The sequence below is a fragment of the Verrucomicrobium spinosum DSM 4136 = JCM 18804 genome (genome assembly GCF_000172155.1).
Taxonomy (GTDB): domain Bacteria; phylum Verrucomicrobiota; class Verrucomicrobiia; order Verrucomicrobiales; family Verrucomicrobiaceae; genus Verrucomicrobium; species Verrucomicrobium spinosum.
In genome coordinates, this window is record NZ_ABIZ01000001.1 from 344,371 (window position 1) to 368,683 (window position 24,313).

A 24,313-nucleotide genomic window follows, 5' to 3' on the forward strand; every position below is an offset into this window, starting at 1 on the left:
TCATGCCCCCCGCTCGCACCTCCCGCCCGTCTGCCCGCCACCGTTGCGGTTTCACATTGATGGAACTGCTCATGGTGATGGTGATCATCTCCCTCTTGCTGGGCCTGGTGGCCCCGGTGGCCAATCAGGTCATCCAGAGCAACCGCCTCGGCTCTGCGGCCTCCAACCTCGCCAACCAGATCAACCTTGCGCGGATGACCGCCATCCGGCTCAACAAACCGGTGGAGGTGCGCTTCTTCTCCTATGCGGATGCGCAGGCGCCTGGCTCTGCGGCGGGATACCGGGCTGCCCAGCTATGGGTGGGAAGTTCCCCGTTCCAGCCGATGACCATCTTTGAAGACGGCGTCATTATTGCCACCGGCACTGCGGAGGCCTCGTGGTCCTCGTTGCTGAACCCCACCTACAACGCCGGGGCCGGGGCGGATCCCCCGCCTGATTTAAAACTTGCCCGCGCCGTGCCCGGCTCAGCGCTCAAGGTTTCAACCTTCCAGTTTCAGCCAGACGGCTCCACCAACCTGGGGGGCAGCGGTCACTGGAGCCTGACGCTGGCGCAGGAGTCTGACCTCGCGGGGGATGCCCTGCCGCCCAACTTCATCACCCTGATGGTGGATCCCGTGAACGGCAGCGTGCGCATGCTGCGGCCGGACTGAACATCAGACCCCATTCCCTCTTTCCAGCATCTCCCGGCAGCGGGCGGTGGCCGGTGAAGTTATGTCGGTGAACTGCCGTCATCGTGTCCGGGTGTAGCGAATACTCGCTACAGGGCGCTGCTGGCAATCCCGGCTGCCGTGGAGCAGAGGTGTCAGGCTGAATGGGGTTCAAGGAAAGTCAGCTAAAGTAAAACCATCAACTGCAATGATCCATCCCCTTCGATTCCGACCCGATCCCGTATTTCGTGCCGGCCTGCTGGCCCTCTCCGCTTTCGCCTTGTTCGGCTCATTGAAGACTGCCCATGCCCAATGGAGCGGCGCGGCAGGAAATGGCATCTACAATGACGTCAACAACTGGACGGGCGGCTCCATCAACGGGGCCTTCACGACAGTGGCACCTCCCGCCTCGCTGCTCTTCGATGCGGACATCACCACCAGCATCAACATCCAGATCGACACCGCCGGCGCTGGCACGACCCTCGCTGGCAGCGGCGGCACGCGTACCATCACGCTCAATGGCAATCTACAGGCCAGCGGCACCGGGGTGGATACCACCATCACGATCGCGAACTCGCTCATTCTGGATCTGAACGGGGCCACACGCACCTTCGGGAACACCTCGACGACGGGTGTCTGGAACATTGACGCCAAGATCACGGGCAATGCAGGGGTCATCCTGGGTGGTGGCACCGGGACGGTGAACCTCAACAACACGGCCAATGACTTCACGGGCAACGTGACTTTCAACCGTCGCGGAGGCAATTTCACGTCCATCGCGGATGCGGGTGTGGCCAGCGCCCTGGGAGCGGGTTCCTCCATCACGGTCAATGACGGGGTCAGTTTCGGGTCGCTCAACTATACAGGTGGAGCCGCCTCATCGAATCGCAGTTGGACCTGGAACAATGGCGGCAGCAGCTATGCGTTCAACCAGAATGGCTCAGGTACCCTGACGCTGACCGGAAACTGGAATTTCACGAGCGGCACTGCCATCACTTTTGGGATCAATGCCAGCACGGCGGATCTGGTGCTGGAAGGAGTGATCAATGGCAATGACAACTTCACCTTCGGAGGCGCAGCCGTAAAGTCACTCAAAGGGGTGAATACCTTCTCGGGCACCGTCACCCTGAATGCCGGGACGCTTGAGTTCAATTCGGTGGCGGACTCCGGCACGGCAAGCGCCCTGGGTCAGGGGACCATCATCAACGCTGGCAATGCGGCGGCGGCGGTGACGCTGCGCTATTCTGGCACAGAGGCTGGGGGACACTCCACCAACCGGACCCTCAATCTCAGTGGCACGGCGGGTTCAGGGGTGACGTTGGAGGCCAACGGCACTGGCGCGCTGAAGTTCACGGCCGACTCCACCGCAACCGGCGCTGGTGCGAAGACGCTGACACTGGGCGGCACCAGTGCCACTGGCGTGCAGAACGAGTTCCAAGGAGCGATTGTGAATGGTAGCGGCACGACGAGCGTGACCAAGACCGGGAGCAATGAATGGACGATCTCAGGCACCAACACGTACACGGGGCTGACCACCGTGAGCGGCGGTACCCTGACGGTGAAAGGAGATCAGAGTGCTGCGACGGGCGGCTATCTGCTCAATGCAAGCACTGCTTCCGCCTTGGATTTCGCCAGCGGGGCGACCATCAACGCCATTGCGGGCAAGAGCATCTCGGTGGCGACGGGTGCCAGCGTCAACCTTACTCTGAGCTCGGCGGCCACTGTGACCAATGCGGGCACATTGAGCCTTGGGCGCGGCGCATTGTTGAATATGACCGCAGGCACCTGGGCCCAGAGTGGTGCGCTCAGTGTGACGGGCAACGGCGGCTTCAATGGACGGCTGTCAATCACCGGAGGTGTCTTCACCTACACAGGCTCGAGTGCTTCGATCGGGTTCGATGGTTCCACGGGATCCCTGGTCGCTGTCTCTGGTACGGGTGAGCTGCGCTTTCAAGGTACGGGTGATGTGGCGGTGGGGCGTGGGGTGGTGAGTGCCAGCAGCAACGTCGCGGGTGAGATCACCGTGGGGGCGGGCGGCACGGTGGTGACCCAGCAGAAGTTTGTGCAGAACGTAGAGGAAGGGCGGATCAATCTCTCCGGCGGGACAGTGAAACTCTCCGCGAACCTGGCCGACTTTTCCGACAATCTGGCTCTGGTGCTCAGCACCGCCACGGCCACCAGGTTCGACACCAATGGATTCACCACTGCCATTGATGATGTCATCTCTGGCACGGGGGTAGGCGGCCTGGACAAGCAGGGAACTGGCAACTTGAAACTCAGCGGAGGCAACACCTACACAGGTGGCACCAGGGTCTCTGGCGGCATGCTGACGGCCAATCACGTGAATGCCCTGGGATCGGGCGCGGTTACGATCACCTCAGGGGTCAGTTTGAAGGTGGGAGATGGGGCAGCAGGGCAGCAACTGGTCTTTGGTTCCACCCTGGTGAATGACGGCTCCATCCTCATGGACCTCTTCAGCACCAGCGGCAGCAGCGGTCTTGATACGGCCTCCTCGGACTATCTCACCTTCAACGGGGCCTTCTCAGGTGATCTGGGGAACATCACACTCACCAACCTTTCTGGATCCGAGGCGTTCGCGGTGGGCGCGAAGTTCCACCTGGTGGATTGGTCTGCTGTCACGGCTGGCATCGCAGAGCGCAGTTTTTCATTCAGCTACGACAGCAGTTTCGCGGGTCTGGGCAGCGCGTACACCTTTGACGAGTCCAGTTTCCTCTCCGGCGGCTACATCACGGTGGCTGCCGTGCCAGAGCCCGGCAAGGCCGTCCTGCTTCTTCTGGGCGGGCTGGGTATTCTCCGCCGCCGCAGGCTTCAGAAGCAGGGGGCTTGCTGAGGCCCCCGGCTGGAGTCACTCTCCGGTGGCGGGCTGTCCAGCCTGGGTGCGGGGTGGCGGTGAGGACGTTGTTTCCTCTGTCTGGCTGGCAGCTGGAGCAGGATCCATCAGGTGTCCGTATCCCAGGCTTTCCAGTGCCTGTTGCACCTCCGCGGGATCATACGGTGGCTCCTCTGGCGACGGATCCGGCTGGTCCAGCAGGAGGCCTTCCGGTGGTCCGCCCGACGAGGTTGCGGCGGCGGCACTTTCCGGAGCGGGAGACTCACGCTCCCGGAGGAGGGGACCAGCACTTTCGGGCTCCTGAGGGGCTGACGAATGCGGAGCATCCGTCTCTAGAAGGCCGAACTCATTCTTCCTGGCATCCGGGGCCCCAGTACCAGAGGCGGAGTCATCGTAGTCCGGCAGCCCTTGATGGGTGGAGATGATGACGGCCCCCACCGAGGGATTGCCGGTGGTGCCGTGCACGGTGATGGCCACCATGGAACCTTCGAGGTGGCCCTGACCATTCTCACCCTGCACCTGGGCCACCACCACCTCGGTATGGCCTGCATCAAGGTAGCCGTAGTGTTCAGGGCCGGCATGGAAACTCCACGTGCCGTCCACGCTGAGCTGGAAGCCGGCGGGGAGCTCGCCAATGTACGAATACTGGAACAGGCCGGCCGCTGCCTCAGCATGCACTCCCAGTGATCCCTGCACCGTAGAGCCGCCTTCCATGCCGCTCATGACCATGGCGCTGAGCAGGGGCATGGCACTGGTGCCGTGCAGGGTAATGCTGATCGCCTTGGTGTCGAACGTAGTGCCGTGGTCATCAATGGCAGTCACGGGCACCGTGATGATGCGCACCGTGCCTTCACGAACGTCCGCGTAGGATGGGTGCGCGGAATCAAATGACCACGTACCATCCGGGCGCAACGAGAAGCCGGGCACGAGACTGGAGGTGCGAAAGGAGAGATGGGCGGGGCTGCCCGGCCCCTGCTGAAGGCGATCATGCAGGACGCAGCCGCCATGAGGAATGCCATGTGCGGAGATGCCTGAGGCCACAGCCCCGTCTTCCCGGCCATTGATGCCCACCACCAGCTCACGCAGGTCCGACTGGCCATCGGGAGCAAATGCCGTCACCGGGATGGCGTACACCTGGCGTTCACCGGGCAGCAACTGCAGGTAAGCGGCATCATTGGGATCAAGGAGATAACTTCCATCGTCGTTGAGGATGAGTCCGGGCACATCCACCGTGGTGGAGTACTGAAGTGCGCCCCCGGCCGCTGCACGATCTGCCGGGACGATCTGTCCGGTCACGCGCCGGTCGCCCTCATAGGTGAACACCTGGGTCACGGCTCCGATCATGGGGCCTGAAAGGGTGCCCTGCACGGAGATGACCAGATGCTGGGTGGGGCCATGGGCGGCCATGGCGTGCGTGGCCAGCACCGGGATGCTCAGGATGACTGGAGGATCGCCCGCATTCAGATGTTGATAAGCCACGTGCGTGGCGTCGAGAGACCAAGTGCCGTCGCCGTGAAGGATGAACCCCGCGACATGTCCCGTGGTGCGGAAGGTAGGGGCTGTTGACGCGTATTCTGCGGTGACGGGTTCTGGTTCTGGCTCCACCACGGCAGGCGTCTCCTCAGCGGGAGCTTCCGCCTTATGCGGTGCCGCTGCGGCCGTTTCTTCCATCGCGGGAAAGGCGGGGAGAGGTGCGGTGACGATGGCCGGCACCTCTGGCGTCGCGGCAGAGGGGGCTTCTACAGTGACGGGGGCAGGTGTCGGGGGGGACTTCTCTACAGCTGGCCCTGCCGGGGCGGGAGGGGGAGAGTCTGCGAATACCGGTGCCGCACTCCTCCCAGACAGGGTGGATGGAGGGGCCACCTTTTCCAGAATGAACGGCTTCGGAGGATCCGGAGCCAGGGCAGGGGAGAATTTGGACGGCTCTGTTGAAACCGGAGGCAGGGGCGGACGCGTGTAGTTGGGGGGTTCCGGAGCCAGGATGGGCGGCTTGAAGCCACGGCGGGAGGTTGTCGGGGCCGGAGCGGATTCCGCGCTGATGTCGGTAGCAGGTGGTTCTGGGGCACTGGCGGGTGCGGGCGCGTCGTTGGCCTTCGCGGGCACTTCCGGTGCGACGGCTTCGACCACTTCAGGTTTGGTCTCAGCCGGGGGGGCTTCATTCGTGGCTTTTTCAGGCCCAGGCACAGCCGGAGCGGCAGCTGGCGACAGGGGGATGCTGGGGGGAGTGGGGACTGGGTCTGTGGTGCTGTCCGATCCAACGGCTTCAGAAAGAGTAGTGACGGGGGCGGAGCCATGGGCTACGCCTTCATCCAATTTCGCGGGGCTGACCGAGGGGGCCGGGGCAGGCTTTTGCTTTTTTTTGAATGGCCAGAAGTTCATGTTCGAACTCCCACTCTAAGAGGTACTTACCGGAGGGTGGTATCAATTTCGCAACTCGCACTCAATTTTAGATACCTTGTTCAAGAATCTGGAACGTGTTTCAAGGTTTGAACTGGAAGGCAAAAACGTCGGCATCCTTCAGCACGAAGCGCAGACGCACGGGCTTGCCTGCGAGAGAGGAGACGTCGGATGTGGACCTCCAGCGTACTTCTCTCTCGATAGCGTTACCGATGAGTTCATTGTTTTCGGTGAGCAAAAATTGCGGGACAGGCTGTCCGCTGGCATCTTGCAGCTCAACCTGCACAAACCCTGCAGCGGATGTGCCAAAATTAAGGACGAGCCTGGAGCCTGAGAAGATGAACGGGCGGGTGATCAACTCACCACCCTCATAGTCCGCGTGCACGGAAGCAAATCCGTCCAACCGCATATTATAGCGGCGCAGATGGGCGGTAGGCTGGGCATAGTCCTGATTGGCATACACCGACATCTCCTCCGGTCCGGTCTGGACAACGTTCAGGGCTGGATAGCCGGTGCGGGAGACCCACTCAGAAAGGCGGGTGCCCGGCCGGATGAATCCCTCGCGGAAAGTCTGGTCGTAGGTCTCACCGTCGCGGGAGGTAAGCAGCACGCTGTCGGAGACGTCTTTGGCCGACTTGTAGTAGGAGGGCTCCACCTTCAGTCCGGCGGCCTCCTCATCCGTGAGGGCGGCCTTTTTGGGCAGGAAGCGGGCCGCGGTGGCCACATAGAGATGGGGTGCGCGGAAATAAGGGTGGGTCTGGCTGGTGTAGAGGTGGTGCTCCTGAGCGGGCAGGAACTTCATGGGCACCGGGTCGGACCAGTTTACGAAGTCCTGGGAGGTGCTCCGGGACATGGAGCGCAGGCCGGTGGGTCTCCACTCCTTATCACTGACCGTGCCCTTCGTGAAAATACGCATGACGCATACGTAGCAGTTCTCCAGGGGTGACCAGAACGCGACATTCTGGGAGTCGAAAGCCCCCTTCGTCACCACAGGGCGGTTGTAGAGGTTCTTCCAGTGGATGCCGTCCTCCGATGCGTAGGCGTGAAGACCGCCTGTGGAGGCGTTGTTTCCAATAATCCCACCCAGCGCCTTGAACCTCTCCGCCGCGGGCACTCCCGGCCGCGTGTCCAGAAAAGGGCTGAAGTTGTGGGTGATGCCGCGGTCCGTGAGAATCACGTTGTTGTCGCGGGAGCCGCCCACTTCATGCAGCCCCAGCTTGGGCTTCACCCACTTCTGTCCGTCATCGCTCGTGGCATAGCAGGTGACTTCCCGGCTGCCATCGGCTCCGCCCTCCTTGCCCCGGTAGTAGAGGTGGTACTTGCCACCTTCGTGAATGACGGTGCAGTAGCCTGCGAACTGCCCCTCCCACGGCTGGTCAAAGCGGAGCACCTCGCCCTCATCATGGGGATGATGAAGTTGAAGGTTCACGCCCTTCATGGTCTCAACCAGGAAGCGATCCACGAACAACTCGCGACGCGAACCGATGTCCGGCACCGTAGGGGTGGAGGCCAACAGGGAGGATGCCAGACCCAGTGCGCAGAGGAGGGAGGTGATCTTCATATGGGAGGGAGGTGTGGGCGCGGGCTAGCCTTGCAGAGTCCACTTGGCCTGACGCAGGACCGCCTTCTTGGGTTCTTTCATCGACTCGTACCAGACCGAGAGGAAAGAGCCGTCGCCAAGCTCCACGGTGCTCGGGTAGCCGAGGTCACCGCCGATGCCGTCTTCGGAGAGGATGCTGGCTTCACCCCAGGTCTTGCCATTGTCCTTGCTCACGCGCACCTGGTTTCCGAAGGGTTTGCGGCGGTGGCCGTAGGTCATGAGGAGTCGGCCATCGCGCAGTTTCAACAGATGGGATGGCAGCCCCCAGACGCCGATGGAGTGAGGCGTGCTCCAGGTCTTGCCTCCATCACTGGACTCCGTCTGCAACGTTTCGCCTGCGTGTTGTTTGTTGTGGTTGCGGATCTGCACGATGATTGTGCCATCCGCTGCCTCGATCGCATGCAGTTCGTGGTAGCCATTGGGCACAGCATCACCTTCGCGGGCGGGAATCTCGGAGAGCCACTGCCAGGTCAGTCCATCGTCTTTCGACTCGCAGATGCCGATCTTCTTGTCCTCAGACCAGAGCTGCTTGCCGGCGTAGAGCAGACGCCCGTCTTTGAGCTGGGTGGGGCCGTGGGGGCTGTTCACGATGGTCTTGATGGGCGTGGACCAGGTGATGCCACCATCGATGGAGCGCAGACACCACTCGCCCAGGCCCGCCTTGCGTTGCTCCGGCGTGAGTTGATCGCGGGTGGCCTTCCAGAGGGTCAGCTTTTCCGCAGGCCAGTTCCCGGCCTTCTCCGCCTTGGCCAGGCTTGGTTCGTACGCCAGCGAGGTGAAGGTGGTGACAACGAGCGTGCCCTTGGCGGTCTCCAGCACACCGGCATCGCGGTCATCGATGGCTCCGTCCAGCAGCACCCGGGCCCGGGTCCAGGTTGCGCCCTCGTCCTTGGAGGACATGGCGACCACCTGGCCGAAGGGGCAGACGTGCTCCTCGCGTCCGCCAGACCATACCACCCAGAGCTCCCCGTTGGCGCGGCGTCCCACGGTCGGCCAGCCGTGATAGAACTCGGGCTGTTGGGAAATAACCTTGGTTTCGGTGATGGTGATGCCGCCGGCGGTGGCGGGGGCTGGTTTCGCCGGATCCTCCGCTTTCAGGAAAGTACTGGCGGAAAGACCAGCCGTGGTGGCCAGGAAGTGGCGGCGGGAGAAGGAGGGCATCGGGGTCGGGTTCATCAGGTGAAAGGGGGATGAAGGAGGAATCAGGGTTGATGGAGCCAGTCCATCGTGATGCGACGGATGCGCAGGCGGTTCAGGCCGCCCACCGTCTTGTCACCCGCGCAGTAGCCGAGCAGGACGGCATCCTTGGTGAAATGGATCGCATTGTAGCAGTACCAGCCATCGGGGTTGTCCTCCAACAGCTTCACTTTGGGCCAGGTCTTGCCCCCGTCGGAGGACACCGCAGCCACCAGCGGGGTGCGTTTTCCCTGCGGAAAAGGGAAGCCTCCGGAGTGGTCGTTGAAGATGGCGAGGAGGTGCGTGGTGCCCGGCAGGGTCTTGATGCTGGCCGGGGAGGTGGGGGACTTCAGGGCGGTAGGTTCGGGTGCGGTCCAGTTCGTTCCTCCATCCTTGGAGGTGAAGCCGTATTGCGCGCCCTGGTCCGTGCGGCTCCAGGAGAACAGGCTGCCATCCGCCAGCTCCACCACGCCGGGCTCCTGCAACCCGCTGCCGCTGCGCACCGGGATCGCCCACCAGGTGGCGGCTTCGTGCCAGGAGGCACCTTCGTCATCGGAATACAGCCACATCGTGATGGCCCGGGCGTCGAATGACTTGGATGAATGGGGATCGGAGTTGCGGGACCGGTGAAACGCGAGCGGCGCGATGAGGCGGCCTGCCTTGGTCTGGATGACACGGTCATTGTTGAGCACGAAGTACCCCGGAGCCTCCAGGATGTTCCTCGGGGAGGACCAGGTCGCTCCGTCATCCGAGGACAAGCACATTTGCGGGCGGCAGTCCTGCCAGCTGTTTTTCAGGCAGTAGAAGAAGGCGAGCTTGCCGCTGGCCAGGCGCAGCAGGCTCACGCTCATGATGTTCTTGCCGGCGTTGTTCTCCACAATGGTCACGGGCTGGCTCCAGGTGCGCCCGTCGTCGTCGGAGTGAATGCCCACGATGCGGGCAGGGCTTTCATCGGCAGCGCCCCCGTAGAACTGGGTGTAGTAGAAGATGATGCGGCCGGAGGCCAGCGTGGCAAAGGAACCCTCGGAATGCCGCGGCAGTTCTTTGGTGGGTTCGATATCGCGCACCACCACGTTTTCCGCCGCGCTCATGGCGGGACTTGCCAGGGTGGCGGCAGTGAGGATCACTGCCAGGAGCGAGGACAGACCGGTGCGAAGAGGATGAGCAAGGGGACGTTCAAGCATGAGACTTGAGGGCGAATGGAGTGGAGTGGAAGCGCGGGAGGTTCTGGCTCAGGGCACTCCGGCCGCAGAAGGAGCGCGGCGAGGACTACGGGCAGTAGGCAACGGGTTTGTCGGCCTCACCATCACATCATCCTGGTCACTTCGCCTGACCAGGGGAATCCTCTTTACCCCTATCTGCCCCGGGCATTGAGTGGTCGCCTCACATGCCATCCATACTCATCATCGGCTGCGGCAGCATTGGGGAACGGCACCTGCGCTGTTTCCTAAGCACGGGGCGCTGCACGGTTGCGGCGGTGGAGACCCGCGAAGAGCTTCGCCTTGCGATGCAGGAGCGCTACGGGGTGCCATGTCACTCCTCGATCGAGGAGGCTCTCACGACTGGCGGATGGGATGCAGCCGTGATCTGCACGCCGGCTCCCTTGCATCTGCCCATGCTCCAGGTCTTGCTGGCGCATGGTCTGCACGTACTGGTGGAGAAGCCGCTGGCGGTGGATCTGGATGAAGTGCCTGCAGCACGTGCCGCTCTGGCGCAGCATCCTCGCTACGTGGCGGTGGCTTATGTGTATCACCTCATGCCCTGGGTGTTGGCAGCGCGGGACTATGTCGCGACAGGCAGCTTGGGCACCGTCCTGCATGCCACCGTGATGGCGGGGCAGCACTTCCCCACCTTCCGGCCCGCTTATCGCGAGATCTACTACGCCCGGCATGAGCAGGGTGGCGGTGCAGTGCAGGATGCGCTGACTCATCTGGTGAATGCCGTGGAGTGGCTCATCGGCCCCTGCACTCAGGTGTATTGCGATGGCAGCCACCAGATGCTGGAAGGCGTGACAGTGGAGGACACGGTGAATGTGGCCGCCCGCCACGGCATGGCCATGGTGAGTTATGCCATGAACCAGTTTCAAGCGCCCAATGAAACGTTCATCCTCCTGCATGGCACAGAGGGCAGCCTCGCGATTGAGGGCCACCGTCAGCGTTGGGGAGTCCTGCAACGGGGCAGCGCAGACTGGACCTGGCACACGGTGCCCCCTCTGGAGCGGGACGAACTTTTCATCCGGCAGGCGCACGCCTTTCTGGATGGCATGGAAGGCCGGCCCTCGCCGCTCTGCAGCTTTGAAGAGGCCGTGCAAACCCTGCGCTTCAACCGGGCGGCGTTGCAATCCATTGCGGAAGGCGTGCCGGTGACCATCTCGCAAGTTTCATGACGATCCCGAAACCACCACTGCGTCTGGCCATGCTGGGCATGATCGAGGGCAATGGTCACCCCTACTCCTGGAGTGCCATCATCAATGGCTATGATCCCGGCGCCATGGCGCAGTGTCCCTATCCCACCATCCTGGACTATTTGGGCAGGCAGGACTTCGCCAGCATCGGCATCCCAGATGCCCGTGTGACGCATGTCTGGACGGATGACCCTGCGGATGCCTGCAAGGTCGCAGCGGCGAGCCTCATCGAGCACGTGGTTTCCCGGCCGGAAGATGTCATTGGCCTGGTGGATGCGGTGGTCATCGCCACGGATGACGGGGACGATCATGTGGGCCGGGTGGCTCCATTTGTCGAAGCGGGGCTCCCTGTATTTGTGGACAAGCCGATGGCGACGAATCTGGCAGACTTGCGGCAGTTTGTGCAATGGCAGCGCGCCGGGGCCGTCCTGCTCAGCAGCAGCGGCATGCGTTATGCCCCCGAACTCCAGCTGAGCGCGGAGCAGCGCCAGCAACTGGGGGAGCTGCGCTGGATCACCAGCTTCACCTGCAAGAGCTGGGAGCGGTATGGCATTCATGCGTTGGAAGCCGTCTATCCTCTGCTGGGACCGGGCTTCGAGACGGTGCAGACCCAGCATCGCCAGGGCTCGGACATCGTGCATCTCACGCATCGCAGCGGGGTGCCGGTGACGCTCGGGGTCGTGCAGGATGCGGTGGGGAGTTTTGGCTCCGTTCATCTCTATGGCACCGGGGCACAGATGCCCTTCCTCTGCCGGGACTACTACAACGCCTTCCGGGCGCAACTCGTGGCCTTCATCCAGATGCTGCAGACCGGCCAGCCGCCGTTCCATTTCAGCCAGACGGTGGAGTTGATGGGCATCCTCATTGCCGGCCGCCGCAGCCGGGAGCGGGGTGGGCAGACTATTTCGCTCGCCAGCATTCTGCAGGAAACCCTTGCTTGATTTTTGACTCCTCATACCGCCACCCCATGATCCTCCGTCCCAGCCGCATCCTCAGGGAGCTCCGCAACGGTGCCAATCCGTGCACGCTGAAGCTCAATCTCAACGACCCCCGCGTGATCGAGATGGCGGGCCTTTCTGGAGCATCAGGCGTCTGGATCTGCAATGAACACGTTCCGAATGACTGGTCGAATCTGGAGCACCAGGTGCGGGCTGCCCGGCTGCATGACCTGGACAGCATCGTACGGGTCAGCAAGGGGGCGTACAGTGACTATGTGAAGGCCTTTGAACTGGATGCCACGGCCATCATGGTGCCGCATGTCTCCACAGAAGAGGAGGCCCGCAAGCTGGTGGAGATGACTCGCTTCCAGCCGCTGGGCAGGCGTCCCATTGATGGGGGCAACATCGACGGCGGTTTTTGCCAGGTGCCTATAAAGCAGTACCTGCACCACAGCAATACGGAGAAGCTCCTGATCTTCCAGATCGAGTCTCCTGAGGCGTTGGATCGGGTCGAGGCAATTGCCGCAGTGCCAGGTTATGATGTCCTGCTCTTTGGCCCGGGCGACTTCAGCCATCTGATCGGAAAGGCGGGGCAGATCCATGATCCGGAGGTGGTCGCGGCTCGGAAGAGGGTGGCGGCGGCAGGCCGTCAGCATGGGAAACACCTCATGATGCCGGGTATGATCGGCCCGCGACGTGAACTTGAAGAGGAGGGCTGGCGCATCTTCAATCTGGGGGCGGATGTCCTTTGTCTGGGCAGCGCCTTCAATCAACTGGTGGCAGAGTATCAGGGCACTCCTGCGGTGGCCCCTGCGGCCGTGTACAACTCCAGTGACAAATGACCGGCAATATGAGCACCCTCAGCAATTTCAGTCTTACTGGCAAGGTGGTCCTTCTCACCGGTGGTGCTGGCCTGTTCGGCCGTGGTCTGGTGCGCGCCCTTGCTGGAGCGGGGGCCACCTTGATCCTCGCTTCCCGGGATGTGGCCAAGCTACAGGTGGTGGCAGAGGAGGAGCGCGCGTCAGGGGCCACGGTGCAGGCGGAGTTTCTTGATCAAGGGGATGAGGCTTCTATCAACGCGTTGTTTGAGCGCATTCAGGTGGAGCACGGGCCTTTGCATGGATTGGTGAACAACGCGGTGCTCCGTCCCATGAAGGGCGCTCAGGGGACCGTGGCCCAATGGGAGGACTCCATGCGGGTAAATGCCACCGGGTTGATGCTCATGCACCGGGTCTTCGGTGCAGCCATGGCCGAGGCCGGGCGGGGAAGCGTGGTCAACATCGGCTCCATCCAGGGCATGATCGGCCCCAGCTATGAGTTGTATGAGGGCACGGCCATCGGCGACATGCCGCCAGACTATTTCTTTCACAAAGGAGGGATGCTCAATCTCACCCGGTTCTACGCGGCGTTGTACGGGCCTCGGGACGTGCGCGTGAATTGCGTGTCACCGGGTGGTTTCTTCAATCACCAGCCGGAGGCGTTTGTGAAGCGGTACAGCGAGCACACCATGTTGAACCGTATGGCGGATGACAATGACCTGGGCGGGGCGGTGGTGTTTTTGTTGAGTGACGCGTCCAGGTATGTGACCGGTGTGAATTTGCCGGTGGATGGCGGGTACACGGCGAAGTGACGGGAAGAATCGTGGGTGGATGAGAGATTCGGGACGGAAATTCATCGAACCCGGAGGGTTCACCATGAATAGCCATGGGTGAAATGAGCGTAGCGAGTGCAACCCATGGTAGGCGAATGGGCAAATCCTACCGCGGAGCGGTAGGCCTAGTGGTCCGCATTGGGATGGACGTGAAATTGCGGAAAGGCGTCAGGGGTGGTCGACGCGATGGGCGAACCGCTCCGCGGTTCAGGATGTTGTGCGCCTACCATGGGTAGGGCTCGCAAAGCTCGCCCGACCCATGGCTATTCATGGTGAACCCTCCGGGTTCGATGAATGCGCGCTTGCGACCCTGACGCGGTGACGGCATCTGCTGGACTTCCTCACTCCTCCTTCAACAACGCCGCCACCGGAATCCGGAAACACGCTGCGCTGCGGTGCTTCTTCTGATCCTCACCACCGAGCACGTAGATGAAGCCATCTCCTCCCTTCACCAGACACACCAGCGCCTTGATCGGCAACGGCAATGCCTTGCGATACTGCTGGGTCCGCACGTCGTGGATCCACGCTGCATCCAGAAACCCTTGTTCATCGGTGCCGTAGCCACCCGCAAGATAGATATGTTGATCATCCAAAGCCACGGCGGCGACACCGCGGGCACTGACGGGATACGGATCCAGCTTCGTCCACGTCTTGGAGGCGATATCATATGCTGCCGCTTCCGCGGAGTTCTGCACCTGGCCATTCTCCGTTGACATCCATGCCCCGGTGAAGGCATAGACCTTCCTGCCGCTTCCCACCACTGCAGGCAGGCCAATCCCCGGACCTTCCCGGCGCAGGGGATTTTCATTGGAAGCCTTGCCACTCGTGGAAACCGAGCTCAACGCCGTTGTGACCTGCTTCCAATCATCGGGATCAGGTGTGCCGCCATAGATCCACAAACTGCCCTCCATAAAAGCTCCACCCGAAAAAGCAACATGGTGGTTCATGGTGCCTACATGTTGCCACGAGCCTTCCTTCGTCAGCGCCAGCACTTCGTTTCGTGCCATCTTTCCATCGGCACCGCCCGCAATCCAGAGTTGCTGACCATCGCTTGCCCCGGCGCCGTAGGCCAGAGGGTGGGGCAGGTCGGGTCCGGGTGTCCATTGATTGGTCCCGGGATTATAGACCCAGGTCTTGTTCAGCCAGCGTTTCACGCCTTCCGGCCAGTTGGTCCCGCCTGCGATGACCAGTTTTCCATTCACCCATCCTGCGGCAAATCCGGCATTGGGTTCGGGCAGCGGGGCGATGGATACCCAAGTCTCCGCAGCAACGGGCTGCGTGCTGGTGAGGGCAATCACAGTGAGGGTGATGAGAAGGTGGCAGGGAGGTTTCATGACGAAGGAGGAGGGAGAGGGCATTTGTCGTCAGGGTCTGTGGCCCGACGATAGAGATCATGAGGACTGGATGGCGTCTGCCATCCGGGGTGGAGGCGCACATCGGCCGCTCCGGCGAGTTGGCCCTCTTCAGAGGGTCCTGCGGTGCTCTCTTCACGGCGGATCTCCCACCAGCACTGGCCGCAGTGGTTGTGTTCGTGATCAATAACGAATCCGGCGTCTTTCATCATGGGACCGATCCAGCCCATGCAGTGGTCGCAATAGTCCCGGTACTGCACCAGTCCGTTCTGGATGAGGAATCCCTTGGACGGGCATTCATGCATGTCGATGCGGAACACTTCTTCAGTGGCGTGAATGGCGTATCCTGCCGCCTCGTGATCCAGCGTGTGGCCCCAGTAGGCGCGCATGCCGGCAAAGCCCTGCGGAAGGATCAGCTCCCGCGCATGCTGTTGAGAGTCCCTGGAAATGCCTTCTTCCCAATACTGGCAGACCAGGTCGTGGCCGCCCTCCGCCTCCAGCCAGGCAAAGGTCCACTCATAGTGTCCGCAGAAGTCGTAGCAACCGATCATGACAGGGATGCGAGGGTGATTTCCTCCAGATCCTGCGGCGGCCGACCGGTGCTGAGAGGAATGAACCTCTGTACACAGCGGCCGTTGCCCCCTTGAACCCGTACGGTGAAACCAGCGGGTGCCGCCATGGCTTCACTCACAAAATAGCAATGCTCGCAGAAGCAGGGCACAATCTCCCTCTTCTGCTGGCGCAGGTGCGCGATGGCCGGGCACACTTTCACGTCCAGCCGGACTTCGCAGTCGTCCTGGGTCACGCTCACCTCACTGCCAGGTTCGGCCTCGTAGAAGGCCTGCCAGTATTGGGCGATGCCCGCGGCTCCGTGCGTCTGCCATCGTCTGGAAACCGGGGCAAAGTAACGGTGGCCCATGTCCGACCAGTAACGGCGCAGCCCTTCCTGTCCCAGCCGGTTCAAAATGAAACGGAAGGTGGCATTGATGGCCATGTAAAAGTCGGCAGCGCCTTGAGGTTTGGTGTCGCGATACGGCAGTGCGACCGAAGGCTCTACGTTCATGACGGATCTCCTTTCCCCAGCAGTTCATCCAGCTTGAAAGAGCAGGCTTCCAGTTCCCGATAGATGCCAAAGAATTCACTGCCCATTGCCACCAGTTGGGCACCCATTTCCACGATGGTGCGGGCATCTTCCACGCTGCCGACTGGCATGCCCCAGGGCTTGCCCTGCTTGCGACAGGCAGCGGCCAGAGTGGCCACCGCGTCTCGCAGTACAGGATCCTGCACTGACGGCTTGCAACCGAGTCGGAGCGAGAGATCGCCCGGACCAAGGAAGAGCAGATCCACACCTTCCACAGCGGCAATGGCCTCCACGTTTTGAATGGCGAGCGGGGTCTCGATCTGGACGACCAATGCAGTCTCCCGGTTGGCCCGTGCGGGATAGTCATCCGGCTTGTGGATCCAGTAGCCCGCGTCCAACCCGGAGCCATCGAGCCCGCGATCTCCCAGAGGTGGGAACTTCGTATGCATCACCAGTTCCCGGGCTTGTTCCGGCGTGTTCACATGCGGAATCATGAGCCCAGCGGCTCCGTCTTCGAGATAGCGTGACAGCGCTGCCTTTCCAGACAGTGAAGGCCGGAAGATGCAGTCGATGCCCGCATGATGATGCCGCAGGATCATCTCGCGAATGTCGCCCGCCTCCCAGGCACGATGTTCCGCATCCATCCACACGGCGTCGTAGCCGAAGCGGGCGGCGAGTGCTGGGAAATAAATGACAGGGGAGCCGGTGGAGCAGGCGCGGGCCACTCCTCCGTTGCGGATCTTTGCAAGCAGTTTGGATGTCGTGATCATGACTATGGAGGATGAATAACGTGAAATTTGAGATGAGGCTTGTTGCAGAAAATTATACATTTATGATCATGCAGAAAGTCTGCACAAACCATCCCCGTAGTATCCCGAGCATGGCACGATTTACTTTGCTCGACTATGGTATCTTCGCTGTCTATCTCGCGGCGTCTGTGTTCATCGGCATGTGGTTTTCCCGGGGCGAGAAATCGCTGAAGGAGTACTTCCTGGCCGGAGCTCATATGAACCGCTTCGTGGTCGCCATGACGATTCTTGCCGCACTGTTCTCGGGCATCAGCTATCTGGCAGGGCCCAGTGAAGTGTACACCAACGGCATCGCCTTCTCCCTGGTGCTGCTGTCCTTCTTCATCGCCACGCCATTCACCTGCATCTGGATCCTGCCGCACTTCTACAACAGCCGTTACTTCACGGCTTATCATTTTCTTCAAGAGCGGTTCTCCCTTTCGCTTCGTCTGCTGGCATCGGGCCTGTTTATCCTGCGAGTATCCCTCTGGCTGGCGGCGGCCACTTATGCACCGGCTCTGGCGTTGAAGGAGGTCACCGGAATGCCGCTCTGGTTCACCATCATCTGCACGGGCGTCGTTTCCACCATCTACACCATGATGGGCGGCATGCGGGCCGTGATCTGGACGGACATCATGCAGCTGGGCGTGCTCTTTGGCGGGCAATTGATCATTGTGCTGGTGGCGCTGGGGAAGATTCCCGGCGGTCTGGCCGGTGTGTGGGACATTGCCCAAGCCGGTGGGAAACTGGATGTGAGCCTCTCCTTTGATCCCAGGGAGCGCGTCACCCTCTGGGGCGTCATCATCGGTGGTGCTTTCCTGAACCTGGTGCAGATGGCCACGGATCAGGTCTCTGTGCAGCGTTATCTCACGGCCACCAGCCTGCGCGAGGCGCAGCGCTCCTTGTGGATCAAGCTCTGGATGATCCTGCCGGTGCTGGTGCTCTTTTACGGCACGGGGCTCGTGCTTTACGCCTTCTATCACAGCACTGGCGACCCGCTGACCACTGGGCAGATCAACCGCGCCGACCAGATCCTGCCTTACTTCGTGATCACCCAGCTTCCGGTCGGCCTGCCGGGTCTCCTGATTGCCGCCATCTTTGCGGCCAGCATGTCCACGGTGTCTTCCGGGGTGAATTCTCTTACCTCCGCCACGATGTGTGACTTCTACCAGACGCTCACCAAGCCCGGGATGTGGAGCGAAAAAGCCCTGCTGTTCCGCGCCAAGCTGTTCACGTTGTTCTACGGAGCGCTGGTCACCGGGCTTGCCTTCGGTATTGCCTCCATGAAGAGCAATCTGGTGGAGTCGGTGAACAGCGTCATAGGTCTCGTGGGCGGTCCCATGCTGGGGCTGTTCCTGCTGGGCATCTTCAGCCGCAGGGTGGACAGCCGTGGGGCCATCCTGGGTTGCGTGGCCGGGTTTCTCGCGCCGATCGGTCTGATGTTCTACAAGACGGTTCCTCCGGGTGGCGGTGATCCGGTGCCGATCTCCTTCCTCTGGTTCAGCATGATCGGCTGTCTGGTCACCGTGTTGGTGGGCCTGCTTACACCTTCCCGATCTGTGCCACGGTGAGCCCCCCGTCCACCACGATGACTTCGCCGGTGATGTAGCGGGCGGCTTCGGAACAGAGGAAGACCACCGCACCAGCGCAGTCCTCGGGCGCGCCCACATGTCCGAGCAGGATCTTGTTTTCATAGTGTGTGAGCAGTTCTTTGGCTTGGGGCACCATCCACTCCTCGGTGAGCGGGGTGCGGATCAGTCCTGGTGCGATGCCGTTCACCCGGATGCCGTGGGGGGCCAGGGAGACGGCCAGGGAGCGGATGAGCATGAGCAGCGCCCCTTTGCTGGCATCATAGGCACAGGAGTTGACCTCTCCTTGAAAGCCGTTGGTGCTGGAGGTAATGACGATGTTTCCCGGCCTGCCTGCCGCCACGAGATGGCGGGCGAACGCCTGTGCCAGGAAGAAGGTGGAGGTCAGGTTGAGCGCGAAGGTGCGCTCCCAGCGCTCCCGTGTCATTTCCAAAACCGGCAGGTCAAAGAAGCTGCCGGCATTGCACACCAGTAGATCCAGTGCGGCATCCGCCGCCAGGGCATTGGCCATCAACTGCTCTGCCGCCGTCTCCTGGGTGAGGTCGGCCAGCAGATAGACCGCCGGTTCCGGCACGCCGGACGGACGTGGCTGATGGCCGTGATAGATCACCCGTGCCCCGGCTTCGGCCAGGCCCTGTGCGACCGCGAACCCGATGCCCTGCGAAGACCCAGTGACCAGGCCGGACCGGCCCTCAAGAGAGAATGCTTTCATCATGCAGCTTCAGGTACGCGAGGGTGTTGGTGGAGGCAATGCGCGTCACCACCTCGGGCGGGCTCGCTTGCAATGCCCTCACCTCCTTCTCGTAGGTGCTGATCAGCTTCACCACCCGGTGGTTGATCTCGGCGGCATAGCTGTAGAAGGGGGAGTCACTGCCCCACAGGAATTTGGCAGGATACGCCGCCGCCAGATCCGCGATCACGCGATCAGGCCGGGTGTAGTCGCTGTCGAACCGGCGCGACCGTGGTGCGATGTACGGCAGATCGTCCACCGCCCCCACGCAGTGGATGCAGTGCGCCGAGCAGTCGAACCACGTGTTGGACAGTTCATTCACACGGTCCAGGCACTCGCGGTCATACCGGCAGGAGTGCGCCAGGCAGAAACGAACTTCCGGGTTGGCCTCGGCGAGATCGAGAATATCAGACGCCTGAGCCCAGAGATCACTCTCCGCGACACTGCTGTGGATGAGAAAGGGGACATCCCACTCCCGCGCCAGTTCCAGGAAGACCTTCCCTTCATGCGCGAGCCGTTTGATGTCGGCCTGAATGATGGTGCTCTGGATCTTGATCCCGTGAAAGCGATACTGCCCCCTGAGCTGGCGTAGCTCGGACGCCTGGGCGGCGGTCTCACGCAGGGGGTCCACCATCACAAATGGGAGTGTCTTGCGCCCTTCTTCAGGAAACAACTTCTGACACTCTTCCAGCAGACGGCGGTTCTCAAACGCGTAGGGCACCTTCTCCAGTCCACCGGAGCCAAAGCCCACCTCCCCGGCGCGAAATCGGGTGGTATCCATGGCGGCATAGGAAACAAACGGAAACACCACCCAGTGCGTGACCCCCAGTGCGCCGCCCTCGTGGATCATGGCCACGAGCTGCTGGGCGTAAGGGAAGTCCCCGTGCAGATAAAAGAGCAGGTCCGCTCCTACGTGGTTGTGGCAGTCGATGAGCATGAGGGGGAATGTAGGGTTCGTGCGTCACCAGGCCGTCCAGCCGCCGTCCACGGCGAGGTTCTGGCCGGTGATGAAACTTGCGGCATCGCTGAGGAGAAAGACCACCGCACCGGCGATTTCCGAGGCGTGGCCCACCCGGCCCATGGGGACCTTGGATGAGAGCCGGCTGACAAAGTCCGGATGATCCACCTGCACCTGGGGATTTGGGAAAGGCCCTGGCGAGATGGAGTTGCAGCGCACGCCATGAGGGCCGTGATGCACGCCGAAGTAGCGGGCCATCTGCTGCACCCCGGCCTTGCCTACGCCGTACTCGATCGGATTGGGCGTCATCGGCTCCTTGTACATTCTTGGATCGGGCGACACCGTGCCATACATGCTGGAGAAGAGAACCATGCTGCCGCGGCCCTGGCGGGCCATGGCGGCTCCGACTGGCCGGGCCAGGCAGAAGGTGGCGGTGAGATTGCCGTGGTTGGCTGCATCGAACTCCGCCGCGCTGAGCTCGTCCAGCCGACGAGCGCTGGACTGGAACGTCATCACCACCAGGCCATGGGGCGTGCCCCGTGTGGCCAGTTGTGACTCCACGAACCGGGCGGACTCCTCCACATCGTTCACATTCAACGAGGCCGGGGTGACCTGCCCGGTCCAGCCCGTCTCGGTCACTGCCTGTGCGGCCCGGTCTTCCAGATCCACGCACAACACGCGTGCGCCCATCTCCACGAGCTGCGTCACCACGGGTCTGCCCAGGTAGCCTGCGCCGCCAAACACCCAGATGTCCCGCTGATGAAGATGAAACAACGGGGCGTGCATGTTTCTCTGGAGGTAGTGAGGGAAGAGGATGAGGGCCGACGTGTCAGTCAGGCCGGTTGGGGATTTTGGCTTGCGGCCTGCGGGCGAACAAGCGTAGGCTCCTGGTCACTTCCCCTGACCAGATGTCGTCCCCTGATCCGTCATCGCAACTGGCGCTGCCCCAGCGGTACTCGCTTACAACCCAGACTGTGCACAGCCTGAAGGAGGGGGTGCGCTCAGGTCACTGGCAGGCGTATCTGCCGGGGGAGAGGGATCTCTGCGCCCAGCTTCAGGTGAGCCGCCCCACCCTGAGGGCGGCGCTGGAGGTGCTGGAGGCGGACGGCTGGGTCACGGCATCGGCCCGCCAGCGTCGCCTCATCTGTGCCGGAGTGTCGGCTGTGACGGAGGTGGGGCCGTCCCGTCTGATTGCCGCCATCTCCTCCCGTCCCTTGCTGGAGATGGCCCCCACCTCCATGTGCCTGGTGGACGACCTGCGCGCCAGCCTCAATAGCGCCGGGTTTGGTTTTGAGCTGCACATCAGTCCGGCCAGTTACACGGAGCATCCGGACCGGTCGCTGGATGCTCTCGTGAACCGCGTGCCCGCAGCGGCCTGGGTGATCTTTGGGTCCAAGGATCCCATCCAGCAGTGGTTTGTGCGCCGTAAGCTGCCTTGTCTGGTGGTGGGGTCCAGTTCGCCGGAGATCGCGCTGCCCTCGATTGACTCTGACTTCCGCGCCACCTGCCGCCATGCGGGCGGCTTGTTGAGGCGCAAGGGGCATCGGAGCATCGCGCTGGTCCTGCCTAAAGGAGCCTTCGGTGGCGATGCGGACAGCGAGACGGGTTTCCTGGAGGCCATGGCTGCGGAAGCTGCCGCCGCACCTGCCGTCATCCGGCACGACGGCACCGCGCCACATTTGTGCAAGCTCATCGACCGCGCCATGAGCGGCCCCCATCCTCCCACCGCCTTCATTGTGGCGAGGGGGCTGCATGTGGTCACCGTCATGATGCACCTCATGCGGAAGGGCAAACGGATCCCCGAGGACGTTGCCGTGATTTCCCGTGATGACGACGCTTTCCTCGAGCATGCCGTGCCTCCTGTCGCCCGCTATGCCACCAGCCTCAGCCAGTTCACCCGGCGGGTCTCCAGTGCGGTGCGCCGCCTGGCAGAACACGGTCGGGAGCCGGTGCGTGCCATCCGGCTCACCCCCAAATTTCTCCCCGGTGGCACCGTCTAGTCCTCGAACTCGTATCCCTTCCAGTTCATGAACACTCATCACGCATTTGATCCCAAGGCTCCCGATCTGGGCTTTGATCCCTACGACCTGCTCATTCACGCCGTCGCACCGCGTCCCATCGCCTTTGTCTCCACGTTGTCTGCCGACGGAGTCCCCAATCTCGCCCCGTTCTCCTTTTTCATGGGGGCGGGCTCCAATCCGGTGAGCGTGTGTTTTTCCCCCTGCACCAAGGAGGACGGCTCCTTCAAGGACACCCTGCGCAACATCCACGCGACCGGCGAGTACGTCATCCATACCGTCTCTGGAGCGATGACGCAGGGAATGGTAGCCACCTCCCGCCCGGTGCCCTATGGGGTGAGCGAGTGGCCCGACAGCGGCTTCACGGCGGTGCCTTCGCTCAAGGTCAAGCCGCCCCGCGTGCAGGAGGCTCCCTTCGCCATGGAGTGCAAGCTGCACACCGTGGTCCACCACGGCAGCGGGCCGGATGCGGCGAACTACATCATCGGCGAGGTGGTGATGTTTCACGTCGCCCAGGGGCTGATGACGTCTGATCCTTCCGAGATCCAGCCGGGGGCAGTGGACTATGTCTCGCGTCTGGGTGGTGCGTCCTATGGGCGCGTTTTACCCGAATCGTTGTTTGTCATGCGTCGCCCCGCCCCTTAAAGTACAATCTCTGGAGAAACAGCCCCTTCGTATCAGCAGGGCTGGCCATCGTATCACCCCCAACCCATCCTCGAGCCCATGAGAACCTCGAATCCCGCACTTTCAGATTCCACCTTTGCCGAGCTTCGGGTCGGTGCATCGCAACCCGCCATGACTCTGCAGGGCACGGTGAACAAGACCGCCCTGTTCATGGTGCTGGTCTTCACCTCCGCCTGCTACACCTACAAGCTCGGCATGGCAAACCCCTCGGCGGCCATGCCGTGGATGATCGGTGGTGCCATCGCTGGGCTTGTCCTTTGCCTCATCACCGTCTTCAAAAAGGAATGGGCCGCCTTCACGGGTTCCCTCTATGCCGTGGCTGAGGGGCTCTTCGTCGGTGCTCTGTCCGCCATGTATGCAGCGCAGTTCCAGGGCATTGTGCTACAGGCTGTGCTGCTCACCTTGGGCGTTCTGTTCGCGCTGCTTGCTGCATATTCCCTGCGTCTCATCAAGGCCACGGAGAACTTCAAGCTCGGCATCTTCGCCGCCACCGGCGGCATTGCCCTGGTGTATGTCATCACCATGGTGCTGGGCTTCTTCGGCATCGAGATCCCCTACATCCACGGCAGCGGCCTGGTTGGCATCGGCTTCAGCGTGTTTGTCGTGGTGATCGCCGCTTTGAACCTCGTGCTGGACTTTGATTTCATCGAACAAGGCGTCGAGCACGGTGCCCCCAAGTACATGGAGTGGTATGCCGCCTTTGGTTTGCTGGTCACGCTGATCTGGCTGTACGTGGAGATCCTGCGGTTGCTGGCGAAGTTGGCGAGCAGGAAGGATTGAGCGAGAGTCAACCTGATCGCCTAGGGATAATTGGTGGACTTTCGGTGGATTTTGGGTAGACTGTGAAAATGCCCCCCGCCGTCAGTCCATTGATTTCGCGTCGAAAGCTTGTTGCTGGGAAAAGTTCCCTGCGCGATGCGGCAAAAGGAAAGGCCAGCGCTCGGACGAAAAACTCTGATCAGCCTGGGTCCGCAAAGGTGACGAAGATTCGCGCTCAAATTGCAGAACTCGAGGCCCAACTGCGTCAGCTGAATGCTGTCGACGCTCCCAAGGTGATCCTGTCAGAGCTTCATGATTCCCCAACGGGGCGCATTGACGCACAGAAGCTGGCGGACTTCATGGGCACTCCGCTAAAGCCGCTCGCCGAGGGGCTGGGTTTCAACTACAAGGCCGTGCATCGCAATCCTTCGGCCGCGACGTATCAAGTCGCGCTCCGTCGGGTGAAGCGGTCCCTGGAATTGCTGCATGAGTTCTTTGGTAAGGATGAGGCCATTCGCATCTGGTTGAACACACCTCATCCGGATCTGGAGGGGGCGACGGCGCTTGAAACGATTCTTGCCGGTGATGCGAACGCCGTACTGCTGATTCTTGAGAACGCGTGGAATGGGGTTCCGGTCTGATGTTGCACGGTGCGAGGCTCAAGACCGCCCTCTCCAAGGTCAAATTGAT

22 protein-coding genes are annotated in these 24,313 nt (G+C 61.9%); 11 read left to right on the forward strand and 11 right to left on the reverse strand.

Translation table 11 applies throughout. From position 1 onward, the window contains the following. Positions 1–2: 2 nt before the first annotated feature. Positions 3–650, forward strand: coding sequence for a Verru_Chthon cassette protein D (vccD, locus tag VSP_RS38750; protein WP_157210676.1), 648 nt, complete (start codon positions 3–5; stop codon positions 648–650). A 205-nt stretch (positions 651–855) separates the two neighbouring features. Continuing rightward, entirely contained in the window at positions 856–3,498 is a 2,643-nt protein-coding gene (locus VSP_RS01275) for a beta strand repeat-containing protein (protein WP_009958191.1), read from the forward strand. Between the two features lie 15 nt (positions 3,499–3,513). Here the strand turns inward: VSP_RS01275 and VSP_RS01280 are convergent, their stop codons facing one another. From VSP_RS01280 to VSP_RS01295, 4 genes are all read right to left on the reverse strand, one after another. Beyond that, a complete protein-coding gene (locus VSP_RS01280) occupies positions 3,514–5,877 on the reverse strand; it encodes a hypothetical protein (RefSeq protein WP_009958192.1) in 2,364 nt (787 codons plus the stop codon). A gap of 100 nt (positions 5,878–5,977) precedes the next feature. Next, the gene (locus VSP_RS01285; RefSeq protein ID WP_009958193.1) at positions 5,978–7,456 is read right to left on the reverse strand and encodes a glycoside hydrolase family protein; all 1,479 of its coding nucleotides are present in this window, start codon (positions 7,454–7,456) and stop codon (positions 5,978–5,980) included. A 24-nt stretch (positions 7,457–7,480) separates the two neighbouring features. Next, positions 7,481–8,671, reverse strand: a complete 1,191-nt coding sequence (locus VSP_RS01290) for a sialidase family protein (RefSeq protein WP_198141289.1) — start codon at positions 8,669–8,671, stop codon at positions 7,481–7,483. A 26-nt stretch (positions 8,672–8,697) separates the two neighbouring features. After that, positions 8,698–9,855 carry a sialidase family protein gene (locus VSP_RS01295; protein ID WP_009958198.1) on the reverse strand — a complete coding sequence of 386 codons (1,158 nt, stop codon included), beginning with the start codon at positions 9,853–9,855 and terminating at the stop codon, positions 8,698–8,700. A 203-nt stretch (positions 9,856–10,058) separates the two neighbouring features. On the opposite strand from VSP_RS01295, the gene VSP_RS01300 reads away from it, so the two are divergent. Genes VSP_RS01300 through VSP_RS01315 form a run of 4 tightly spaced genes read left to right on the forward strand, consistent with a single transcriptional unit; the run spans position 10,059 to position 13,643 of the window. Further along, the gene (locus tag VSP_RS01300; protein ID WP_009958199.1) at positions 10,059–11,057 is read left to right on the forward strand and encodes a Gfo/Idh/MocA family protein; all 999 of its coding nucleotides are present in this window, start codon (positions 10,059–10,061) and stop codon (positions 11,055–11,057) included. Further along, a complete protein-coding gene (locus VSP_RS01305) occupies positions 11,054–12,016 on the forward strand; it encodes a Gfo/Idh/MocA family protein (RefSeq protein ID WP_009958201.1) in 963 nt (320 codons plus the stop codon). The genes VSP_RS01300 and VSP_RS01305 overlap by 4 nt, the downstream gene beginning before the upstream one ends. A 26-nt stretch (positions 12,017–12,042) precedes the next feature. Further along, on the forward strand, positions 12,043–12,855 hold the full coding sequence (locus VSP_RS33330; protein ID WP_009958202.1) for an HpcH/HpaI aldolase family protein: 813 nt from the start codon (positions 12,043–12,045) through the stop codon (positions 12,853–12,855). A gap of 8 nt (positions 12,856–12,863) precedes the next feature. Next, positions 12,864–13,643 (forward strand): SDR family oxidoreductase, encoded by a 780-nt coding sequence (locus VSP_RS01315; RefSeq protein WP_075087735.1) that lies wholly within the window; start codon positions 12,864–12,866, stop codon positions 13,641–13,643. A gap of 362 nt (positions 13,644–14,005) precedes the next feature. On the opposite strand, the gene VSP_RS01320 is transcribed toward VSP_RS01315, so the two are convergent. From VSP_RS01320 to VSP_RS01335, 4 genes are read right to left on the reverse strand one after another with little or no spacing between them, the layout of a single operon-like run. Continuing rightward, positions 14,006–14,998 (reverse strand): Kelch repeat-containing protein, encoded by a 993-nt coding sequence (locus tag VSP_RS01320; protein ID WP_009958204.1) that lies wholly within the window; start codon positions 14,996–14,998, stop codon positions 14,006–14,008. Further along, positions 14,995–15,567 carry a hypothetical protein gene (locus tag VSP_RS01325; protein WP_009958205.1) on the reverse strand — a complete coding sequence of 191 codons (573 nt, stop codon included), beginning with the start codon at positions 15,565–15,567 and terminating at the stop codon, positions 14,995–14,997. The genes VSP_RS01320 and VSP_RS01325 overlap by 4 nt, the downstream gene beginning before the upstream one ends. Further along, positions 15,564–16,079: a hypothetical protein gene (locus VSP_RS01330; RefSeq protein WP_009958207.1), complete on the reverse strand. Its 516-nt coding sequence runs from the start codon at positions 16,077–16,079 to the stop codon at positions 15,564–15,566. The genes VSP_RS01325 and VSP_RS01330 overlap by 4 nt, the downstream gene beginning before the upstream one ends. Then, positions 16,076–16,867, reverse strand: coding sequence for an HpcH/HpaI aldolase family protein (locus VSP_RS01335; RefSeq protein WP_009958208.1), 792 nt, complete (start codon positions 16,865–16,867; stop codon positions 16,076–16,078). Before VSP_RS01335 ends, VSP_RS01330 begins: the two co-directional genes overlap by 4 nt. A gap of 110 nt (positions 16,868–16,977) precedes the next feature. Between VSP_RS01335 and VSP_RS01340 the strand changes: the two genes are divergently transcribed. Continuing rightward, positions 16,978–18,456, forward strand: coding sequence for a sodium:solute symporter family transporter (locus VSP_RS01340; RefSeq protein ID WP_009958210.1), 1,479 nt, complete (start codon positions 16,978–16,980; stop codon positions 18,454–18,456). On the opposite strand, the gene VSP_RS01345 is transcribed toward VSP_RS01340, so the two are convergent. From VSP_RS01345 to VSP_RS01355, 3 genes are read right to left on the reverse strand one after another with little or no spacing between them, the layout of a single operon-like run. Further along, on the reverse strand, positions 18,428–19,189 hold the full coding sequence (locus VSP_RS01345; protein ID WP_009958211.1) for an SDR family NAD(P)-dependent oxidoreductase: 762 nt from the start codon (positions 19,187–19,189) through the stop codon (positions 18,428–18,430). The two genes, VSP_RS01340 and VSP_RS01345, sit on opposite strands and share 29 nt — an antisense overlap. Then, complete coding sequence (locus tag VSP_RS01350) at positions 19,167–20,141, reverse strand: amidohydrolase family protein (RefSeq protein ID WP_009958212.1); 975 nt, start codon at positions 20,139–20,141, stop codon at positions 19,167–19,169. Before VSP_RS01350 ends, VSP_RS01345 begins: the two co-directional genes overlap by 23 nt. 24 nt (positions 20,142–20,165) lie before the next feature. Further along, the gene (locus tag VSP_RS01355) at positions 20,166–20,948 is read right to left on the reverse strand and encodes an SDR family oxidoreductase (protein WP_009958213.1); all 783 of its coding nucleotides are present in this window, start codon (positions 20,946–20,948) and stop codon (positions 20,166–20,168) included. Between the two features lie 122 nt (positions 20,949–21,070). On the opposite strand from VSP_RS01355, the gene VSP_RS01360 reads away from it, so the two are divergent. From VSP_RS01360 to VSP_RS01375, 4 genes are all read left to right on the forward strand, one after another. After that, the gene (locus VSP_RS01360; RefSeq protein WP_009958215.1) at positions 21,071–22,162 is read left to right on the forward strand and encodes a substrate-binding domain-containing protein; all 1,092 of its coding nucleotides are present in this window, start codon (positions 21,071–21,073) and stop codon (positions 22,160–22,162) included. A gap of 27 nt (positions 22,163–22,189) precedes the next feature. Continuing rightward, a complete protein-coding gene (locus tag VSP_RS01365) occupies positions 22,190–22,825 on the forward strand; it encodes a flavin reductase family protein (RefSeq protein ID WP_009958216.1) in 636 nt (211 codons plus the stop codon). Between the two features lie 78 nt (positions 22,826–22,903). After that, positions 22,904–23,644 (forward strand): Bax inhibitor-1/YccA family protein, encoded by a 741-nt coding sequence (locus VSP_RS01370; RefSeq protein ID WP_009958217.1) that lies wholly within the window; start codon positions 22,904–22,906, stop codon positions 23,642–23,644. A gap of 197 nt (positions 23,645–23,841) precedes the next feature. Further along, positions 23,842–24,264 carry an antitoxin Xre/MbcA/ParS toxin-binding domain-containing protein gene (locus VSP_RS01375; RefSeq protein WP_157210677.1) on the forward strand — a complete coding sequence of 141 codons (423 nt, stop codon included), beginning with the start codon at positions 23,842–23,844 and terminating at the stop codon, positions 24,262–24,264. Positions 24,265–24,313 lie beyond the last annotated feature (49 nt).

Bases quoted from the DNA above. Each gene is read 5' to 3' on its own strand.
- VSP_RS01315 (WP_075087735.1), top strand. From the start codon at position 12,864: ATGAGCACCCTCAGCAATTTCAGTCTTACTGGCAAGGTGGTCCTTCTC.
- VSP_RS01295 (WP_009958198.1), bottom strand. From the start codon at position 9,855: ATGCTTGAACGTCCCCTTGCTCATCCTCTTCGCACCGGTCTGTCCTCG.
- VSP_RS01325 (WP_009958205.1), bottom strand. From the start codon at position 15,567: ATGATCGGTTGCTACGACTTCTGCGGACACTATGAGTGGACCTTTGCC.
- VSP_RS01360 (WP_009958215.1), top strand. From the start codon at position 21,071: ATGTCGTCCCCTGATCCGTCATCGCAACTGGCGCTGCCCCAGCGGTAC.
- VSP_RS01365 (WP_009958216.1), top strand. From the start codon at position 22,190: ATGAACACTCATCACGCATTTGATCCCAAGGCTCCCGATCTGGGCTTT.
- VSP_RS01330 (WP_009958207.1), bottom strand. From the start codon at position 16,079: ATGAACGTAGAGCCTTCGGTCGCACTGCCGTATCGCGACACCAAACCT.
- VSP_RS01350 (WP_009958212.1), bottom strand. From the start codon at position 20,141: ATGCTCATCGACTGCCACAACCACGTAGGAGCGGACCTGCTCTTTTAT.
- VSP_RS01280 (WP_009958192.1), bottom strand. From the start codon at position 5,877: ATGAACTTCTGGCCATTCAAAAAAAAGCAAAAGCCTGCCCCGGCCCCC.
- VSP_RS01345 (WP_009958211.1), bottom strand. From the start codon at position 19,189: ATGATGAAAGCATTCTCTCTTGAGGGCCGGTCCGGCCTGGTCACTGGG.
- VSP_RS01370 (WP_009958217.1), top strand. From the start codon at position 22,904: ATGAGAACCTCGAATCCCGCACTTTCAGATTCCACCTTTGCCGAGCTT.
- VSP_RS01305 (WP_009958201.1), top strand. From the start codon at position 11,054: ATGACGATCCCGAAACCACCACTGCGTCTGGCCATGCTGGGCATGATC.
- VSP_RS01320 (WP_009958204.1), bottom strand. From the start codon at position 14,998: ATGAAACCTCCCTGCCACCTTCTCATCACCCTCACTGTGATTGCCCTC.
- vccD (WP_157210676.1), top strand. From the start codon at position 3: ATGCCCCCCGCTCGCACCTCCCGCCCGTCTGCCCGCCACCGTTGCGGT.
- VSP_RS33330 (WP_009958202.1), top strand. From the start codon at position 12,043: ATGATCCTCCGTCCCAGCCGCATCCTCAGGGAGCTCCGCAACGGTGCC.
- VSP_RS01340 (WP_009958210.1), top strand. From the start codon at position 16,978: ATGGCACGATTTACTTTGCTCGACTATGGTATCTTCGCTGTCTATCTC.
- VSP_RS01275 (WP_009958191.1), top strand. From the start codon at position 856: ATGATCCATCCCCTTCGATTCCGACCCGATCCCGTATTTCGTGCCGGC.
- VSP_RS01285 (WP_009958193.1), bottom strand. From the start codon at position 7,456: ATGAAGATCACCTCCCTCCTCTGCGCACTGGGTCTGGCATCCTCCCTG.
- VSP_RS01290 (WP_198141289.1), bottom strand. From the start codon at position 8,671: ATGAACCCGACCCCGATGCCCTCCTTCTCCCGCCGCCACTTCCTGGCC.
- VSP_RS01300 (WP_009958199.1), top strand. From the start codon at position 10,059: ATGCCATCCATACTCATCATCGGCTGCGGCAGCATTGGGGAACGGCAC.
- VSP_RS01355 (WP_009958213.1), bottom strand. From the start codon at position 20,948: ATGCACGCCCCGTTGTTTCATCTTCATCAGCGGGACATCTGGGTGTTT.
- VSP_RS01335 (WP_009958208.1), bottom strand. From the start codon at position 16,867: ATGATCACGACATCCAAACTGCTTGCAAAGATCCGCAACGGAGGAGTG.